General features: G+C 62.3%; 19 protein-coding genes, 1 tRNA gene, 1 other RNA gene and 1 pseudogene. 13 read left to right on the forward strand and 9 right to left on the reverse strand.

From position 1 onward, the window contains the following. Positions 1–24 precede the first annotated feature (24 nt). Complete coding sequence (locus tag GYH35_RS05735) at positions 25–645, reverse strand: UPF0149 family protein (RefSeq protein ID WP_161827867.1); 621 nt, start codon at positions 643–645, stop codon at positions 25–27. Positions 646–741: 96 nt separating this feature from the next. Here GYH35_RS05735 and GYH35_RS05740 point away from each other — a divergent pair, with 96 nt between their 5' ends. The 6 genes from GYH35_RS05740 to rpiA all read left to right on the forward strand — a co-directional run bounded on the left by GYH35_RS05740 (position 742) and on the right by rpiA (position 3,701). Next, positions 742–996, forward strand: a complete 255-nt coding sequence (locus GYH35_RS05740; protein WP_161814722.1) for a TIGR02449 family protein — start codon at positions 742–744, stop codon at positions 994–996. Further along, entirely contained in the window at positions 993–1,304 is a 312-nt protein-coding gene (locus tag GYH35_RS05745; RefSeq protein ID WP_129644923.1) for a cell division protein ZapA, read from the forward strand. The genes GYH35_RS05740 and GYH35_RS05745 overlap by 4 nt, the downstream gene beginning before the upstream one ends. Before the next feature lie 131 nt (positions 1,305–1,435). Beyond that, positions 1,436–1,622, forward strand: a non-coding RNA gene (ssrS, locus tag GYH35_RS05750) — 6S RNA. Positions 1,623–1,668: 46 nt separating this feature from the next. Continuing rightward, on the forward strand, positions 1,669–2,268 hold the full coding sequence (locus GYH35_RS05755; protein WP_268894918.1) for a 5-formyltetrahydrofolate cyclo-ligase: 600 nt from the start codon (positions 1,669–1,671) through the stop codon (positions 2,266–2,268). Further along, complete coding sequence (locus GYH35_RS05760; RefSeq protein WP_161814724.1) at positions 2,265–2,726, forward strand: EVE domain-containing protein; 462 nt, start codon at positions 2,265–2,267, stop codon at positions 2,724–2,726. The genes GYH35_RS05755 and GYH35_RS05760 overlap by 4 nt, the downstream gene beginning before the upstream one ends. 321 nt (positions 2,727–3,047) lie before the next feature. Continuing rightward, complete coding sequence (gene rpiA, locus GYH35_RS05765; RefSeq protein WP_161814725.1) at positions 3,048–3,701, forward strand: ribose-5-phosphate isomerase RpiA; 654 nt, start codon at positions 3,048–3,050, stop codon at positions 3,699–3,701. Here the strand turns inward: rpiA and GYH35_RS05770 are convergent. From GYH35_RS05770 to rplM, 4 genes are all read right to left on the reverse strand, one after another. Further along, positions 3,664–4,713 (reverse strand): quinone-dependent dihydroorotate dehydrogenase, encoded by a 1,050-nt coding sequence (locus GYH35_RS05770; protein ID WP_161814726.1) that lies wholly within the window; start codon positions 4,711–4,713, stop codon positions 3,664–3,666. The two genes, rpiA and GYH35_RS05770, sit on opposite strands and share 38 nt — an antisense overlap. Positions 4,714–5,658: 945 nt before the next feature. Further along, positions 5,659–5,732: transfer RNA gene (locus tag GYH35_RS05775), tRNA-Gln, on the reverse strand. 12 nt (positions 5,733–5,744) lie between these two features. Continuing rightward, positions 5,745–6,137 (reverse strand): 30S ribosomal protein S9, encoded by a 393-nt coding sequence (gene rpsI / locus GYH35_RS05780; RefSeq protein ID WP_129644918.1) that lies wholly within the window; start codon positions 6,135–6,137, stop codon positions 5,745–5,747. A 22-nt stretch (positions 6,138–6,159) separates the two neighbouring features. Beyond that, a complete protein-coding gene (gene rplM, locus GYH35_RS05785) occupies positions 6,160–6,588 on the reverse strand; it encodes a 50S ribosomal protein L13 (RefSeq protein WP_161814727.1) in 429 nt (142 codons plus the stop codon). A 180-nt stretch (positions 6,589–6,768) separates the two neighbouring features. On the opposite strand from rplM, the gene coq7 reads away from it, so the two are divergent. Beyond that, entirely contained in the window at positions 6,769–7,434 is a 666-nt protein-coding gene (gene coq7 / locus GYH35_RS05790; RefSeq protein WP_161814728.1) for a 2-polyprenyl-3-methyl-6-methoxy-1,4-benzoquinone monooxygenase, read from the forward strand. 197 nt (positions 7,435–7,631) lie between these two features. Then, a pseudogene (gene crp / locus GYH35_RS05795) lies at positions 7,632–8,267 on the forward strand (cAMP-activated global transcriptional regulator CRP); the annotation flags it as partial. A gap of 221 nt (positions 8,268–8,488) precedes the next feature. On the opposite strand, the gene rpe reads toward crp, so the two are convergent. Both rpe and djlA read right to left on the reverse strand, forming a co-directional pair. Beyond that, positions 8,489–9,166 (reverse strand): ribulose-phosphate 3-epimerase, encoded by a 678-nt coding sequence (gene rpe / locus GYH35_RS05800; protein ID WP_161814730.1) that lies wholly within the window; start codon positions 9,164–9,166, stop codon positions 8,489–8,491. Positions 9,167–9,183: 17 nt separating this feature from the next. Beyond that, on the reverse strand, positions 9,184–10,011 hold the full coding sequence (gene djlA, locus GYH35_RS05805) for a co-chaperone DjlA (protein WP_161814731.1): 828 nt from the start codon (positions 10,009–10,011) through the stop codon (positions 9,184–9,186). 171 nt (positions 10,012–10,182) lie between these two features. On the opposite strand from djlA, the gene GYH35_RS05810 reads away from it, so the two are divergent. Both GYH35_RS05810 and GYH35_RS05815 read left to right on the forward strand, forming a co-directional pair. Further along, entirely contained in the window at positions 10,183–11,055 is an 873-nt protein-coding gene (locus tag GYH35_RS05810; protein ID WP_161814862.1) for a phosphoribosylaminoimidazolesuccinocarboxamide synthase, read from the forward strand. Positions 11,056–11,068: 13 nt separating this feature from the next. After that, positions 11,069–12,061: a sensor histidine kinase gene (locus tag GYH35_RS05815; RefSeq protein WP_161814732.1), complete on the forward strand. Its 993-nt coding sequence runs from the start codon at positions 11,069–11,071 to the stop codon at positions 12,059–12,061. On the opposite strand, the gene GYH35_RS05820 is transcribed toward GYH35_RS05815, so the two are convergent. Next, positions 12,027–12,845, reverse strand: coding sequence for a cobalamin-binding protein (locus GYH35_RS05820; RefSeq protein ID WP_161827868.1), 819 nt, complete (start codon positions 12,843–12,845; stop codon positions 12,027–12,029). The two genes, GYH35_RS05815 and GYH35_RS05820, sit on opposite strands and share 35 nt — an antisense overlap. A 41-nt stretch (positions 12,846–12,886) precedes the next feature. Here GYH35_RS05820 and GYH35_RS05825 point away from each other — a divergent pair, with 41 nt between their 5' ends. Further along, positions 12,887–14,251, forward strand: a complete 1,365-nt coding sequence (locus GYH35_RS05825; RefSeq protein ID WP_161827869.1) for a YhjD/YihY/BrkB family envelope integrity protein — start codon at positions 12,887–12,889, stop codon at positions 14,249–14,251. A gap of 16 nt (positions 14,252–14,267) precedes the next feature. Here the strand turns inward: GYH35_RS05825 and pmbA are convergent, their stop codons facing one another. Then, a complete protein-coding gene (pmbA, locus tag GYH35_RS05830; RefSeq protein ID WP_161827870.1) occupies positions 14,268–15,626 on the reverse strand; it encodes a metalloprotease PmbA in 1,359 nt (452 codons plus the stop codon). Positions 15,627–15,717: 91 nt separating this feature from the next. Here pmbA and yjgA point away from each other — a divergent pair, with 91 nt between their 5' ends. After that, positions 15,718–16,245 (forward strand): ribosome biogenesis factor YjgA, encoded by a 528-nt coding sequence (gene yjgA / locus GYH35_RS05835; protein ID WP_161827871.1) that lies wholly within the window; start codon positions 15,718–15,720, stop codon positions 16,243–16,245. Between the two features lie 13 nt (positions 16,246–16,258). Next, positions 16,259–16,646, forward strand: a 388-nt coding sequence (gene purE, locus GYH35_RS05840) for a 5-(carboxyamino)imidazole ribonucleotide mutase (protein ID WP_235936707.1), incomplete at its 3' end; no start/stop codon positions are given.

The following is a 16,646-nucleotide window of genomic DNA, read 5'->3' on the forward strand; positions in this document are numbered from 1 at the left end:
GTTCTACGCTGGTTGGGCGATCAATCAATGCAGGGTGCTGGGATCGGAGCCGTCGTCCAGGTCGTCGTCGCGTGCTTCATCCCCCACATCGATGCGGTGGGCGGCGACCGGAATCAGTTCGTTGTGGATCAATTGCACGCCGACGCGCACGTATTCGACGACTTCGGCGTAGGCTTCTTCTTCGCTCTCGTTGCCGTCGCCGTCGAGCTCGACGCTGGCGCGGCCGATGTGCGTGAGGTCGTTGAGAATTTCGTTGACGTTGCCGGGCAGCTCTTCCTGCTTCACGGCGCGCGTGCCGACTTGACCGGTGCCGAATCCATACAGAAAACCCTGGCACCACTGCGACAGGCCACCGGCGCGCGTCGCCAGTGAAATATCGTCATCCGGCAGCAATGCTTCGAATTCCATGTCCTCGCCGCGCAACGCATTGAGCGTGTCGGCATACAACAGACGCAGCGGCTGCTGGCTCTGTTCGTCGTCGCGCTGGTCGGCGTCGGGAATAATTTCTTCCAGCCAGCGTTCCATCGGGTAGTCGGGCGACGTGCACAGCGCGCCGACCAGACAACCGTGGGCTTCCGCGGCCGGCACCGACGAGCCCAGTCCTTCGAGGACGCGGGCGACTTCAGCGAATGTGACTTGCAACATCCCCCCTATCTTAGCACTGTGCCTCCCGGACGATTGATTTGACGGATTTCGGGCGCTGGTTTGACCGGTTCGGGAGCGGGCCGCATAATCGACCGCATGAATCCTTTTTCGTCCACTGGCAGTACCGGGTCCGCCCGGGCGAGTGTCGATCAAGAGCTGAAACAGCTCGAACGACGCGTGGATGAGCTGGTCGCGCTGGTCTCCCAACTGCAGGAAGAGAACCGCGCCCTGCGCCAGCGACAGGACTCGATGATGACCGAGCGTGCCACGCTGCTACAGAAGAATGAGCAGGTGCGCGCACGGGTCGAAGCGATGATTGGCCGCCTGAAGGCGATGGAGCACAACGCATGAGCGACCGTATGGTCCGTGTCAGTGTGCGAATCCTGGAAAAGGAGTACCAGGTCGCCTGCCTGCCCGAAGAGCGCTCCGAGCTGCTCGACTCGGCGGAATTTCTCAACGGCAAGATGCGCGACATCCGCGACGCCGGCAATATCGTCGGCCTGGACCGGATCGCGGTGATGGCGGCGCTCAACCTGGCGCACGAGCTGCTCAAGCGCAATCGTAACGACGCCATCGAGAGCGAAGTGAGCGAGCGCGTCCGCGAGATGCGCGAGCGTGTCGAATCGGCGCTGAGCCGAGGACAACAATTGCCGTTGTAGGCTTGAAGCCCCGGTATCCACCCTGATATCGGGCACGGTGAGTCTCTCGCTCGGCCGATCGATCGACGTGGGATGAACTTGGGACTGCGGATGCGCGTTACGGACGCAGACTCAGAATGGTTTTGTTATGGCGCTGCCTGCGGTGTTCGACGTGTGTCGGGTTACCTCTCGACCCTAACGTTAATACCCCAGGGATTCGGTTTCGTGGTAGCCGTGTGCAAGTCCGTCTCGAACGGGAAGCCTTAGCTATCATGGCTGCGTCCCACCTATTGCTCCGTGTCGAGAGCAATGGCTCATGACGGCACAGGCGGGTAGCGCCTCCTCTCTCTCTTCCGCATCGACGGCACTGCTGCAACGTCAGCAACTGCGCCGGCAGATGCGGCAACTTCGTCGTGCGCTCTCACCCTCTGCACGCGACGAAGCCCATCGGCAATTCGCCCGCCTCTTGAACGGGACGCATCGCTTGCGCCCCGGGTCTCGTATCGCCGTGTATTTCGCTTACGGTCACGAGGCCGACCTGCGATATGTGATCGACGTCGCACGTCGCCGCGGTTGCCTGCTCTACTTACCGGTCATCACCGACTTTCGTCATAGCCGCATGCGCTTCGTGCGTTATCGAACCGATAGCGTGATGCGCGTAAACCGGTACGGCATCGCCGAACCCGATCGGCGTCATGCCGAAGCCATTCCGGTGCGCAAACTCGACCTGGTACTGCTGCCTCTGGTCGCATTCGACGAGCGCGGTTGGCGTCTCGGCAGCGGCGCGGGCTTCTACGATCGCAGCCTGCATCACCTGCGCGCAGGACGCCGCTGGCGCCGGCCGACGCTCATCGGCGTCGGCTACGAATGCCAGCGCGTCGCCCGTCTGCAACCCGATCGTTGGGACGTGCCGCTGGATGGGATGCTGACTGAACGCGGTCTGCGATACTTCACACATCACGCACATTCCATGGAGTCGTCATGAACTACTGGTTGATGAAGTCGGAGCCTTCGGTGTTCGGCATCGAGCAGCTCGCGAAGGCCAAGAACAGCACTACCGGCTGGGACGGCGTGCGCAATTTCCAGGCGCGCAACTACATGCGCGAGATGAAGAAGGGCGACCTGGTGTTCTTCTATCACTCCAGCTGCGAAATCCCTGGAATTGCAGGCGTTGCCACCGTACAACGCGAGGCGTATCCGGACCCCACGCAGTTCGATAAGAAGCACGATCACTACGATGAGGCGAGCGATCCAGAGCAGCCGCGCTGGGACATGGTCGATGTGAAGCTCGTCAGGAAATTCGACAGGGTCATCGCGCTCGACGAGCTGCGTAAGCATGCCGACGGCAAGCTCAAGGACATGATCGTGCTCAAGCGCGGCAACCGACTGTCGATCACACCGGTCACCAAGAGCGAATGGAGCTTCATCGAGTCGCTCGAATGAGCATCGCACGATGCATCGATGAGTCGCCGACGAGCCTCGCGATGAGAACGGGCACAACAAAATTGCACGCGCCTCTTGCTAGCCATTTTTAATTTATGTATATACTGCGCCCGGACTAACTCGACATGGAGATCTAGTATCATGGCAACGAAAGCAAAGAAGTCTGCGAAGAAGAAAGGCGGCAAGAAGAAGGCTGCCAAGAAGAAGTAAGTTCTTCTGAGTAGATGATGATGAAGACTGTGCCCGCGAAAGCGGGCACAGTCGTTTCCGGACCCTGGAAAAATAGGCCTTTCCGAATACCTCGCCCGCGAGCCGCACACCATGAACGCCGATCAGCTGAAGCAGCAAGCCGCCCTCGCCGCCCTCGCCCACGTCGAGGAGGACTCGATCCTCGGCATTGGAACCGGGTCGACGGTGGATCTCTTTATCGATGCGATGGCTGCGCAAAAGCTGCGCATTCGAGGCGCAGTCTCCAGTTCCGAGCGCTCGACGACGCGTTTGCGCCGGCACGGCATCGATGTGCTCGACCTCAATACGGCGGGCGAGCTCGACCTCTACATCGATGGCGCCGACGAGTCGGATCGTCACCGACGGCTGATCAAGGGCGGCGGGGGCGCATTGACCCGCGAGAAGATCGTCGCCGCCGCATCGCGGCGCTTCATCTGCATCGCCGACGAATCCAAGCTGGTGAATGTGCTCGGCAAGTTTCCGCTGCCGGTCGAGGTGATTCCGATGGCGCGCTCGTATGTCGCCCGCCAGCTGGTTGCCTTGGGGGGACAACCGGTCTATCGAGAAGGCTTCGTCACCGACAACGGCAATCAGATCCTCGACGTGCACGGTCTGTCGATCGTCGACCCGGTGCAGATGGAGAGCGACCTCAATCAGCTCGCCGGCGTGGTGACCGTTGGCCTGTTCGCACGCCGCCCCGCGGATCTGGTTATCTTGGGCTCGCCGTCGGGCGTGAAGACTTTCTGACGGCGCTCAGGATCTCCGTGACCAATTTCGGACCGCGATAAATCAGGCCGGTGTAGATCTGAATCAGATCTGCACCTGCCTGCAAGGCAGCAACCGCCGCCGCGCCTGAATCGATTCCTCCCACCGCGATCAACGGCACGTCCTCGCCCAGATGCTCACGCAGGACGGGGATGGACTTCAGCGCCAATGCGCGAATCGGCGCACCGCTCAATCCACCTTGCTGCTCGCTGTTCGCCACACTCTTCACGACATCGCGCGTGATCGTGGTGTTGGTGGCGATCATGCCGTCGATGCCCAACTCGCGAACCAGCCGCGCGATCGCGGCAAGATCGTCACTCGACAGATCGGGCGACACCTTCACCAATATCGGCAGCTGCTTGCCCAAGCTTGAGGTCGATTGCACGCGAGCCTCGAGGAGTGCATCGAGGATGGGACGCAACTGATCGACCTGCTGCAGCTGTCGGAGGTTGGTCGTGTTCGGTGACGAAACGTTGACGGTTACGTAGTCGGCGTGAGGCGCGACGACGCGAAAACATTCGACGTAATTTCGCGCGGCATCTTCGAGTGGGGTGGTCGCGTTCTTGCCGATGTTGATGCCGCACGGCCCTTTGAACTTGCGCTGCGCCAGTCGCTGCGCGATCACTTCGGCTCCGTCATTCGGAAAGCCCATGCGATTGATGAGTGCGTTGGCTTCGGGGAGTCGGAACAAACGCGGCTTCGCGTTGCCGGCTTGTGGCTGTGCTGTGACGGTGCCGGCTTCGATAAAGCCAAAACCGAGTGCACCGAGGGAGTCGATGTGTTTGGCGTTCTTGTCGAGCCCGGCGGCGAGACCGACCCGGTTCGGGAAGCGAAGCCCCATGAGTGTGATGCCCTCTTCCGGCTTCGACTCATGCGTGCCGAGCATGCCCAGTGAGTGGGCGAGCTCGAGCAGGGAGAACGTCACTTCATGTGCGCGCTCGCCTTCGAGGGAGAAGAGGAGCGGACGGATGAGTGGGTAGAGGGAGTTGAGCATCTTTCGGCTTCGGGTTCGGCGTTGGTTCGTTGATTCAGGCGCGGCGCGATTATCGAAGCTCAGTGGCTCTCGGAGAAGAGGCGTCGGTGGTTCGCATCGCCAGGGGTGGGGTATCTCCTTCCAGCACCGGGCGCCCGCCGGAGCGCATTGCGCTCCTCGCGTCACGTCCATGGTGAGCCCTGCTGTTTCGGCCCCGTCCCTGTGCCGAAAAGCTGCCGGAAGGAGATACCCCACCCCTGACGCTGCCGATGCGTCTAAAGCGAGAGCCGACCACGCGAACTTCGTTCGCAGCTATCGCGCTCTACGAGCGCTCGCGTTTCTCGCTGTCGCTCGCAACGGGATGCGATCTCAGCGTCATCCTCTCCTCAGCCTCAGAGGTGTCCGCACCTCCCCTTCCGGGCGAGCAAGTGAATCTTTGAACGCCGAGATTGACCCTCGCACCGGAAGCTCCGCTACCGCCGGGGTCCGCACTGGAGGCCCCAATTCCGGGCGGGCAGCGAACCAAATCTCCGAAATCACTGCTGCGTATGAACCGAGATCGACTCTCGCACTCCGAACAGCTCGGCTGCCACGGGGTGCCCGCACTGGACTCCCACCCTCCGAGCAAGCAGCGAAGTAAAACTTCAAATCACTGCTGCGTTAAGAGCCGAGATCGACCCTTGCACTCCGAAAAGCTCGGCTGCCACAGGGTATCCGCACTGGACCCCCGCGCTCCGGACAAGCAGCGAAGTAAAACTTCAAATCACTGCTGCGCTAGAAGCAGACATCAACTCTGCCACTCCGAGAAGCTCGGCTATCCCAGCAACGCTGCCAGCCACGGAGCGAAGCGCCACCACTCCGAAAACCACAACGCCCAAAAACAAGAAGGCCCGCTGCAAGAAGGCGGGCCACAAACTTCACTACTCCAGAAACGAACAAGCCCGCCGAGGGGCGGGCTTGCTGTATTGGTTGGGGGACTAGGATTCGAACCTAGGTTGACGGAGTCAGAGTCCGTAGTCCTACCGCTAGACGATCCCCCAGCAATCGAACGATTAGCGCTTCGAGAACTGCGTTCCGCGACGGGCTTTGCGGAAACCGACCTTCTTACGCTCGACTTCGCGGGCGTCGCGGGTCACGTAACCGGCGTCGCGCAGGGTCTTGCGCAGCGTCTCGTCGTACTCCATCAACGCACGAGTCAGGCCGTGGCGGATCGCGCCGGCCTGGCCGGTGATGCCGCCGCCCTTGACCGTCACTTCCACATCGAAAGTGTTGTCCATGTTCACGGCTTCCAGCGGCTGACGCACGATCATGCGCGCGGTCTTGCGGCCGAAGAACTCATCGAGCGTGCGATCGTTCACGCGGATGTTGCCGGTGCCCTTGCGCAGGAACACGCGGGCGGTAGAGGTCTTGCGGCGGCCGGTGCCGTAATTGGTCTGGGTGGCCATGTCTGAATGCGTACCTTAAGAATTAAATCTCGAGCGCCTTCGGCTGCTGCGCGGTGTGCGGGTGCTTGTCGCCCGCGAACACGTGCAGCTTCTTGAACATCTTCCGACCGAGCGGGTTCTTCGGGAGCATGCCCTTGACCGCGAACTCGATGGCGCGCTCGGGGTGCTTGTCGAGCAGCTTTTCCAAGCTGGTGCTCTTCAAGTTGCCCATGTAGCCGGTGTGCTGATGATAGAACTTGTCCGTCAGCTTGCGACCGGTCACGTGGATCTTGCCGGCGTTGACGATGACGATGTGGTCGCCAGTGTCGCAGTTCGGCGTGTAAGCCGCCTTGTGCTTGCCGCGCAGACGCGAGGCGACCTGCGAAGCCAGGCGGCCCAGGGTCTTGCCGGTCGCGTCGATCACATACCAGTCACGACGGACCGTTTGCGCATTGGCGAAGACGGTACTCATTGAAATCTCCGGGAAAACTCATGCGCCCCTGCCAGCCAGGGGGCGAAAAGGCCGGCAAGTCTAATGGACGACCGGGGTCAATGCAAACACAGTAACAGCCGGATTTAGAGCAGGATTCCCGAAGCGGACTCCGGAGCACTCCGGAACGGCCTTTGGGCGGGGACATATATAATGAATCCCATGGACTCAAGCCTCGAGACCGGCCGTCGTTACACCCTCCTCGACCGCCTGTTGACCCCAGCCGACCAGACCCTGCGGACCCTGTTCGCCAGCCACGTCGCGGGCCGGCCCAATCCGGCCGAAAACCAGCCTGAAACGCCCGAAATTGCCGACAACCCGGCCAACCGCCGGCACGTCGCCGCGCTGATGCGGATCAATCATTCCGGGGAAGTTGCCGCTCAGGCGCTCTATCAGGGGCAAGCGTTCGTTTCGCGAGCCGATGCAACCAGGGCTTCGCTGATGGAAGCGGCGCGCGAGGAGACTGACCATCTCGCCTGGTGCGCCGAGCGCATCCGACAGCTGGGGGGCCGGACCAGTGTGCTGAATCCGCTGTGGTACGCGGGTTCGTTCACCATCGGCGCCCTCGCCGGCCTGGCGGGAGACAAAGTCAGCCTCGGCTTCGTCGCCGAGACCGAGCGCCAGGTGGTCGAGCATCTCGACGGACATTTACAACGTTTGCCGGCGGAAGATACGCGCACGCGCGCCATCATCCAGCAAATGAGCGCCGACGAAGAACGTCATGGACGCAATGCTGAACTGGCCGGCGGCGCCCAGTTGCCGGGGCCGGTCCGGGCGTTGATGAAGCTCACCGCCAAAGTGATGACGCGGACGGCGTACTGGCTGTGAGAATGTGACGGAATAGACAGTTTGGGGCTGAACGACATTGGGCCGTGCCGTCAAATAGTCGACGTAAAGTTTTGCCGTGCAAGCAAAAGCTTGCGGTGTTGGGTCATACTGTATTAAAAGGCGCGGCAAGACATATTGTCGTCAAGTCATCCCACTAAAGTCATTTAGTTACAAGCACAAGGCGAATAGGGGCGGGTATGGAAGAGGGCGCAAGGCCATTGAGCGATATTCCGGCGATCAACCGGTTCCTGAGCTACTGCCGGATTCGCACGGTGCCTTCCAAGACCGTCGTCATCCATGCCGGCGACCTGCCCGATGTGCTGTATTACATCGTCAGCGGCTCGGTCGAAGTCATGATCGAAGACGAGGAAGGCAACGAGATGGTGCTCGCCTACCTCAACAAAGGTCAGTTCTTCGGTGAAATGGGCCTGTTCTACGAACAGCCCACCCGCAGCGCCTGGGTCCGCACGCGTCAGCAGTGCGAGCTCGCCGAAATGACCTATCCCCGCTTCCGCCAGCTCGCGGCCGAAAGCCCGGGCCTGGTGTTCGAACTGGCCACGCAGCTGGCCACCCGTCTGGATCGCACCAATCGCAAGTTGGGTGACCTGGCGTTCGTCGATGTCACCGGCCGTGTCGCGCACGCCATCATGGATCTGTGCAGCGAGCCGGATGCGATGACTCATCCGGAAGGCATGCAGATCAAAGTGAGCCGCCAGGAGCTGTCGCGTCTGGTCGGATGCTCGCGTGAAATGGCGGGCCGCGTGTTGAAGGTGCTGGAAGACCAGGGCCTGCTGCGCGCGACGGGCAAGACCATCGTCGTGTTCGGCGCTCGTCCGAAGATGAAGACCAAGCCGCCGCTGGCTGCCGCCGCGGGCCGCGCTGGCGCTGGCGCTGCTACAGCAGGTACGACACCCGCCAATCGTCGCACCGATGACGACGACGACGATGATGACGACGACTTCGACGATGAGGACGAGGAATAGAACCTCGCCGAGTCGCGAGACGACTCACCGATGAAGGCCGCGTAAGCGGCCTTCTCTGTTTCTGGCGTTCGCTATTTGGTCGCTTTCGCGATCTCGCTACGCATGTCGGCGATGGTCTTGCGGTAATCCTTCGAGCCGAAGATGGCCGAGCCCGCGACGAAGGTATCTGCGCCCGCCGCGGCGATCTCGCCGATGTTGTCGACCTTCACTCCCCCATCGATCTGCAAGCGAATGTCACGACCGCTCGCTGCAATCATCTCGCGCACTTTCTTCAGCTTGGTGAGCGCGGAAGGAATGAACTTCTGCCCGCCAAAGCCCGGGTTCACCGACATCAGCAGCACCATGTCGACCTTGTCGAGCACGTAATCGAGCGCGTTCAGCGGCGTCGCGGGATTGAGCACGATGCCCGGATGACAGCCATGCTCGCGGATCAAGCCGATGGTGCGATCGACATGCTCGCTCGCTTCGGGATGGAAGCTGATCCAGGACGCGCCGGCGGCGGCGAAGTCAGGAACAATTCGATCGACCGGCTTCACCATCAAATGCACATCGATGGGCGCCGTGATGCCGTACTTGCGCAACGCCTCGCACACCAGCGGCCCGATGGTGAGGTTGGGCACATAGTGATTGTCCATCACATCGAAGTGGACGGTGTCGGCGCCGGCGTCGAGCACCGCTTTCACCTCTTCGCCGAGGCGGGCGAAGTCGGCGGAGAGAATGGACGGAGCAATCCAGGGTTGATTGGGCATGACAAGGACCTCGTGATCTATCGCATCGCGCGCGCTTCACGCAGCACTTCGTAGGCGGCGCGCACTTGCCGGGTTTTCTCCTCGGCCACTTTCATCATCGACTCCGGCAGGCCGCGCGCCACCAGCTTGTCGGGATGATTTTGATTCATCAAGCGGCGATATGCCTTCGTGACTTCGGCATCGGACGCATCGCTCGTGACGCCGAGCACTTCGTAGGCCTGCGCGACTTTATCGACCCTGGGGCGCGCCTCGAACGGCTGGCGGGAGGACTGCTGCATCCGCAAGAGCGCCTCCATCTGCACGACCTCGTACGCCGACACACCCAACGAGGCCGCAACGCGCGCCATCACTTGTCGCGCCGCTGGAGCGAAGCTGCCGCTCCACAGCGCGGTCTGAAGTTGAATCTGGATGAACATGCGCAACACGTCGGGCCGGCCGCTCAACATGCGACGCAGGCCGCGCAGCGTCGCTTCCAGCGGGAACGCCTTTTCCTTGCCCTGGGTGAACAATTGAATGGCGAACTCGATTTCCCGTTCGCCCAGCCGGAACTCGGCCATGATGGCGCGCGCCGCGCGGATCTCATTTTCCGAAACGCGCCCGTCGGCCTTCGCCATATGTCCCATGACTTGGAACGTGGCGCGGAAGAAAGCCTCCTGCACGCCCATGCCGGACATCTGCGCCGCGGCGGCATCGTCCGCATCGCTGCCGCCGCCGAAGCGGCCGGCGAGCCCGTTTTCGGCCTGCACGTCGAACAGGTGGCCGATAAAGGTGCCAAACAATGCGCCGACTGGACCTGCTGTGACCCCGCCGATCAGCGCGCCCAGTGCTTTACCTTGCCAAAACATCGATGCTTGAAGCCCTCGTCGCCCGCTGCGACAATTACTGGGCGAGTAAAAATGTGCTCGCCCAGTTAACAATGGTACCAGCCTCGTGCTGCACCACCATTCGCCCGACGGTTAACAGTGTTTTTCCTCTCATTTTCATCGAGTAAATCAGTGACTCAGCCCTCCCCGCCCATGCTCGAGTCGCGCTTGAGCGGCCTCAAGCGCATCTACCAGGGCAAAGTCCGCGACATCTACGCCATCGACGACAAGCAGATGCTGATCGTCACCACCGACCGCCTGAGCGCGTTCGACGTGGTGCTGCCCGACCCGATCCCGGGCAAGGGCGCGGTGCTGACCAGGATCTCGCGCTTCTGGTTCGACCGCACCAAGCACATCGTGCCCAATCACATCCTGGACACGCCGCTGGAAAGTGTGGTCGCCGATCCGGCCGAGCGTGCGACGATTGCCGATCGGTACATGATCGTAAAGCGCCTGAAGGCGCTGCCCATCGAAGCCGTGGTGCGCGGTTACATCATCGGTTCGGGTTGGAAGGACTACCAGCAAAATGGCGCGGTCTGCGGCATCCAGTTGCCGGCGGGTCTGCGACAGGCCGATCGTCTGGCCGAGCCCTTGTTCACGCCGGCGACCAAAGCCGAGCTTGGCGAGCACGATGAGAACATCGATTACGAGCGGGCGGTTTCCATCGTGGGGCGCGGCCTCGCCGAACAGGTGCGCGCCACCGCGCTCGCCTTGTATCGCTTCGCCGCTGAATACGCGCTCACCCGCGGCATCATCATCGCCGACACCAAGTTCGAGTTCGGCATCGACGACGCCGGTCATCTGACGCTGATCGACGAGGCGCTGACGCCGGACTCGTCGCGCTTCTGGCCGACCGACGGTTATCGCCCCGGCACCAGCCCGCCGAGCTTCGACAAACAATTCGTGCGCGACTATCTGGAAACATTGGTGTGGGACAAGCGCCCGCCCGGGCCCAAGCTGCCGGCCGAGGTGATCCAGAAGACCGGCGAGAAATACGCCGAAGCGCTGCGCCGCCTGACCGGATAACTGCCGCGCTCGCATGCCAAGAACGATCGCATTGATCTATCTGGCGGCTGGCATCCTCTGGATATTCGTGACCGATCGCTGGCTGGCGTGGCTGGACCTGGATCCGGAAACGCTTCAGCTCTTGCACACCAGCAAGGGCTGGCTCGCCATCCTCGGCTCCGCGGTCCTGCTATACATCCTGCTCCGCCGGCACAAGCGGCGCGATGACGCAGCCGTCTCCGCGCTGCTCGAATCCCAGCGCGAAGTGCAGCAGATGAATGCCGAGCTGGAAAAGCGGGTGGTCGAGCGCACGCGCCAGCTGCAGGCGGCAAATCGCGAGCTGGAGTCGTTTGCTTACGCCGTCTCTCACGATCTGCGCGCACCGCTGCGCAGCCTCTCCGGATTCAGTCAGATCCTGCAAGAGACCGCCGCCGAACAGCTGGATGAAAAGTCGCTGCATTATCTGCGGCGCATTCACGATGCGAGTCAGCGCATGTCGAGCCTCATCGAGGCGCTGCTTGGCTTGTCTCGCATCAGTACAGCTGAGCTGGCCATTCGGCCCGTGAATCTCACGCAAGTGTGCATGGATGCCGCGGCTGCTCTGCGACAGAAGCATCCCGATCACAACGTGCAACTCGACATCGCCCCCAACATGCACGTCGAAGGCGATGCGCGCTTGCTCCGCATCGCCATGGACTGCCTGCTGGCGAACGCCTGGAAATTCACGATCAAGGCCGAGCATCCAAGCGTGACTGTCGGCGTGCAAACCGGCGTCACCGGCGGTCACATCTACTTCGTACGTGACAACGGCGTCGGCTTCGACATGGCGTATGCGAACAAACTGTTCGTGCCATTTCAGCGGCTGCACCCGGACGCGGAATTCCAGGGCAGCGGCATCGGGCTGGTGACCGCCCAGCGCGTCATCGCACGTCACGGCGGACGCATCTGGGCCGAGGCCCAGGTGAACGAAGGCGCGACGTTTTATTTCACCATCAACGCGCCGCTCGGCTCACCTGCCACGCCTTGAAGATGTTGTGAATCTCGGCGATGCCGTCGGTCAGCGCCGCCGGCCCGGGCTGCAAAATAATCGATGACTTGATCTCGTGCAGCTGCGCGTTGGCGACGGCCGGCACTTCGCCCCAGCCCTCGCGTGCGGCCACGCTCTTGGGCTGAAATTTCTTGCCGCACCAGGACCCCAGAATGATATCGGGCGCGCGCCGCACGACCTCCTGCGGATCGGCGATGATTCGATGCTTCGCCAGCGACTGACGGGAGTGGTCGTCGAAACAATCGTCGCCGCCGGCGACGCTCATCAATTCCGACACCCAGCGGATGCCCGAAATCATCGGCTCGTCCCATTCCTCGAAATAAACGCGCGGCCGGGCCGTGAACTGCGCCGCCGAAGCACGGATGCTGTCGAGATTCGCGGCGAGCCTGGCGCACAGCTGCGCCGCCTTGGCCTCGCAGCCGATCATGCCGCCGAGGATGCCGATCATGCCGAAGATGCCGGCAATGTCGCGATGATTGAAAATATGAACGTTCAGTCCGTGCCGCACCAGGTCGGCGGCGATGTCCGCCTGCAGGTCGGAGAAGCCGAGCACGAGATCGGGTTCCAGCTCGCGGATGCGATCGACCTTCGCGCTGGTGAACGCCGACACCTTCGGCTTCTCCTTGCGAGCGCGCGGCGGCCGCACCGTGAAGCCCGAAACACCTACGATGCGCCAGTCCTCTTCGAGCAGGTACAGCGTTTCGGTGGTCTCCTCGGTGAGGCAGACGATGCGAGATGGGAAGTGGCCGGATGTGTAACTCATTGACTTGCTCGCGCCTCACGCGCATGTCAGGCTGATCGAGCATGATCGCGCCGCTGCTAGCTCGCCTGGAACATTGGCTGTTCGAGCCGCCGGAATCCATCATCGGGCGGCCGTTGTGGAAACTTACGCGCATCCTGCGCTATCCCTATGCGCTGATACGCGATATCGCCCGTGGCGAGCTCACCCTTCGCGGCATGAGCCTGGTGTACACGACGTTGCTGTCGATCGTGCCCATCATCGCCCTGTCCTTCTCGGTGCTCAAAGGCCTGGGCTATCACCGCGAGCTCGAGCCGGTACTGTACAGCTTCCTGGAGCCGCTCGGCGACCGCGCCTACGAGATCACCCAGCAGGTGATGGCCTTCGTCGACAACGTGCGCGGCGGAGTGCTCGGCTCGATCGGCTTGATCTTCCTGCTCTATACGTTGATCTCGACCGTGCAGAAGGTCGAGGAAAGCTTCAATTTCGTGTGGCGGGTCGAGCAGCCCCGCAGCATCGGTCGTCGCTTCAGCGAGTATCTGAGCGTCATGGTGGTCGGGCCGGCCGTCATCGTCGCGGCCTTGGGATTGATTGCAACGCTCGGCAGCACGACGTTCGTGGAAACGCTCTCGCACTACCGGCCTTTCGACACCATGCTGTTGATCCTGGGTCGGATCACGCCTTATCTGCTGGTCTCGGGCGTGTTCACGTTCATGTACGGCTTCGTGCCGAACACGAAAGTGCGATTGCGTGCGGCGTTGATTGGCGGCGTCTCCGCCGGAGCGGCGTGGGCATTCAGCGGCATGGTGATGGCGCAATTCGTTGCCAGCACGACCACCACGATGGTCATCTACGCCGGCTTCGCGTTCGTCATCGTGGCGCTCATCTGGCTGTATGTTTCCTGGCTCATCCTGCTGCTCGGCGCACAGCTGGCGTTCTATGTGCAGAACCCGCAGTACCTGCGCCCGGGGCGCGGAGCGATCGCGCTGAACTCGAGCATGCGCGAGCGCGTCGCGTTGTCCATCATGTATCTCATCGTCTGCGACTACCAAACGGCAAAGCATAGCTGGACGACGAATCGTCTCGCCGAGCATCTGGATCTGCCGGGCGCCGCGCTCACGCCCATCCTGGATGCGCTGGAACATCGCAAGCTGCTGCTGGTCGCGGAAGATGACAGCTGGGTACCGGCGCGCGATCCGCATACGATCGAATTGGGCGACGTGCTGGATGCCGTGCGTCACGACATCGCCGGCCCGCGCCTCAGCAAATGCAGAGACGTCGCGCCAGCAGTGGAAGCGGCGCGAGTCGCGGAGCAGGCGCTACAGAACAGCTTGAAGGGAAAGACGGTGGCGGAACTGGTCGAGCAGACCAACGTCATCCACCACACGCATGGCCATCACATGCCCGGTCAGCATGCATCCAATCAATAAGAGTTGAGGTTCGCGGCTACTCGCCTGCGATCGTCATCTTCTCGAGCAGCACCGAACCGGTCCGAATGCCGCCGCGCGCATCGACGTCGCTGCCGATGGCAACGATGTCCCGATACATGTCCTTGAGATTGCCGGCAATGGTGATCTCGTTGACCGGATGCTGAATCTCGCCGTTCTCGACCCAGAAGCCGGCGGCGCCGCGCGAATAGTCGCCGGTCACGCCGTTGATGCCCTGGCCCATCAGCTCGGTCACCATCAGGCCGCGGTTCATTTTCTTCAGCAGCGCCTGAAAATCATCGGTTCCGTGCGACACGATGAGATTGTGCACGCCGCCGGCATTGCCCGTGGTGCGCAACCCGAGCTTGCGCGCCGAATAGGTGCTCAGGATGTACCCGGTGAGCACGCCATCCTTGATCAACTCGCGATCGCGCGTGACCACGCCTTCGCTATCGAACGGCGAGCTGGCCAGCGCCTTGGGAATATGCGGCCGTTCCGAGATCTGCAGCCACGATGGAAAGATCTGTTGACCGGCGGCGTCGAGCAGGAAGGACGCGCGGCGATACTGGCTGCCGCCGCGAATCGCACCGAGGAAATGTCCCATGAGCCCACGAGCCAGTTCGGGAACGAACAGCACGGGCGCGGTCAGCGTCGACAATTTCTTCGCATTCAAACGACGCAGCGCGCGCGCCGCTGCGGTCTTGCCGATGGATTCGCCATCTTCGAGCTCGCGCCAATCGCGCACCGAGCTGTACCAATAGTCACGCTGCATCTCGCCGTCTTCTTGAGCGACGACGACACAGCTCAGGCTATGAATGCTGCTCGGAAAGCCGGCGAGGAAGCCGAGCGAATTGCCGAACACGCGCAGACCTTGGTGACTCGACAGCGTCGCGCCCTCGGAATTGCCGATGCGCTTATCGGCTTTGAGCGCCGCCGCTTCGCAAGCAACCGCAAGATCGCGCGCCGCGTCGGGCTCGATGCCCCAAGGATGTGACAACTGCAGATCCGGAATCTCCGTCGCGAGATCTTCGCGATCGGGCAACCCCGCGCACTCATCTTCCGCCGTGAATCCAGCAATGCTGAAGGCTTTGGCAACGGTCTCGCGGATCGCTTGCGGCCGCAGGTCGGCGGTGCTCGCCGTGCCTTTGCGTTTGCCACGATAGACGGTGATGCCCATGCCGCGATCGCGCTGATACTCGAGCGTCTCGACTTCGCCGAGACGCGCGGTGACCGACAGCCCGGTGTCGACGCTGACGCCGACCTCGGACTCGGTGGCGCCGAGCTTGCGCCCCTCCTCGATCGCGAGGGCAACCAGGTCCTGCAGGTCCTGTTGCGAGTGGCTGAGCTGGGTGGATGAGGTCGTGGGAACTTGGGCCATGGTTGGATTGTATCAGGCCGGTCCCAGCACCGACTTGCATGGGGACCGCCATGCCCGCATCCTTGCGCCCCCAGAAACGGCCTGTCCTGACATGACCGACGACGTCGACCAAGACGGCTCCTACGACGAGCGCCCCAGTAAAAGCGCCCGCAAGCGGCAGAGCGACGATCTGCAGGCGCTCGGCGAGGCGCTGATCGAGCTGTCGGAGAGCGAGCTGGACGCCCTGCCCCTGCCCGAACAACTGCGCGATGCCGTACTGCTGGCTCGCCGGATCACTGCTCATGGCGGCCTGTACCGGCAGAAACAGTACATCGGCAAGCTGATGCGCAAAATCGACGCAGAGCCGATCCGCGAGGCGCTGGACGCCAAACGCACCCGAGAGCGTGTCGAGGCCACCCGCTTTCATCGCATCGAGCAATGGCGCGACCGGCTGCTGCGCGAAGGCAGCGAAGCGGTTGCCGCCCTGGCAGCCGAATTGCCTCACATCGACAGCAAAGCCATCGGCAAGCTCACCGAGCGGGCGCGCAAGGAACAGCAGCAGTCATCGCAGAAAGTCACGCCCGCCGGGCGCGAGCTGTTCCGTGTCTTACGCGACGCCCTGTCGAACACAGCCCCCTGATACAATCCCCCTTATGAAACCGTTAGTTGGCATCATCATGGGCTCGAAGTCCGATTGGGAGACTTTGCAGCCTGCCGCGGACACTTTGCAGCGTCTTGGCATCGCATTCGAGACGCGCGTGGTCTCGGCCCATCGCACGCCGGACTTGCTGTTCGAGTACGCCGAAAAGGCGCGCGAGCGCGGCCTGGAAGTGATCATCGCCGGCGCCGGTGGCGCTGCCCATTTGCCGGGCATGACGGCTGCCAAGACCAGCCTGCCCGTGCTGGGTGTGCCGGTGCAGTCGAAGATGCTCAGTGGCATCGACTCGTTGCTGTCCATCGTGCAGATGCCCGCCGGCATTCCGGTCGGCACGCTGGCGATCGGTCAGGCCGGCGCGACCAATGCGGCGTTGTTTGCCGCGT

The sequence above is a fragment of the Steroidobacter agaridevorans genome (assembly GCF_009932555.1).
Lineage (GTDB): Bacteria > Pseudomonadota > Gammaproteobacteria > Steroidobacterales > Steroidobacteraceae > Steroidobacter > Steroidobacter agaridevorans.

Coding starts and splice junctions, on each gene's coding strand:
- GYH35_RS05735 (WP_161827867.1), bottom strand. CDS start 645: ATGTTGCAAGTCACATTCGCTGAAGTCGCCCGCGTCCTCGAAGGACTG.
- GYH35_RS05740 (WP_161814722.1), top strand. CDS start 742: ATGAATCCTTTTTCGTCCACTGGCAGTACCGGGTCCGCCCGGGCGAGT.
- GYH35_RS05745 (WP_129644923.1), top strand. CDS start 993: ATGAGCGACCGTATGGTCCGTGTCAGTGTGCGAATCCTGGAAAAGGAG.
- GYH35_RS05760 (WP_161814724.1), top strand. CDS start 2,265: ATGAACTACTGGTTGATGAAGTCGGAGCCTTCGGTGTTCGGCATCGAG.
- rpiA (WP_161814725.1), top strand. CDS start 3,048: ATGAACGCCGATCAGCTGAAGCAGCAAGCCGCCCTCGCCGCCCTCGCC.
- GYH35_RS05770 (WP_161814726.1), bottom strand. CDS start 4,713: ATGCTCAACTCCCTCTACCCACTCATCCGTCCGCTCCTCTTCTCCCTC.
- rpsI (WP_129644918.1), bottom strand. CDS start 6,137: ATGGCCACCCAGACCAATTACGGCACCGGCCGCCGCAAGACCTCTACC.
- rplM (WP_161814727.1), bottom strand. CDS start 6,588: ATGAGTACCGTCTTCGCCAATGCGCAAACGGTCCGTCGTGACTGGTAT.
- coq7 (WP_161814728.1), top strand. CDS start 6,769: ATGGACTCAAGCCTCGAGACCGGCCGTCGTTACACCCTCCTCGACCGC.
- rpe (WP_161814730.1), bottom strand. CDS start 9,166: ATGCCCAATCAACCCTGGATTGCTCCGTCCATTCTCTCCGCCGACTTC.
- djlA (WP_161814731.1), bottom strand. CDS start 10,011: ATGTTTTGGCAAGGTAAAGCACTGGGCGCGCTGATCGGCGGGGTCACA.
- GYH35_RS05810 (WP_161814862.1), top strand. CDS start 10,183: ATGCTCGAGTCGCGCTTGAGCGGCCTCAAGCGCATCTACCAGGGCAAA.
- GYH35_RS05815 (WP_161814732.1), top strand. CDS start 11,069: ATGCCAAGAACGATCGCATTGATCTATCTGGCGGCTGGCATCCTCTGG.
- GYH35_RS05820 (WP_161827868.1), bottom strand. CDS start 12,845: ATGAGTTACACATCCGGCCACTTCCCATCTCGCATCGTCTGCCTCACC.
- GYH35_RS05825 (WP_161827869.1), top strand. CDS start 12,887: ATGATCGCGCCGCTGCTAGCTCGCCTGGAACATTGGCTGTTCGAGCCG.
- pmbA (WP_161827870.1), bottom strand. CDS start 15,626: ATGGCCCAAGTTCCCACGACCTCATCCACCCAGCTCAGCCACTCGCAA.
- yjgA (WP_161827871.1), top strand. CDS start 15,718: ATGACCGACGACGTCGACCAAGACGGCTCCTACGACGAGCGCCCCAGT.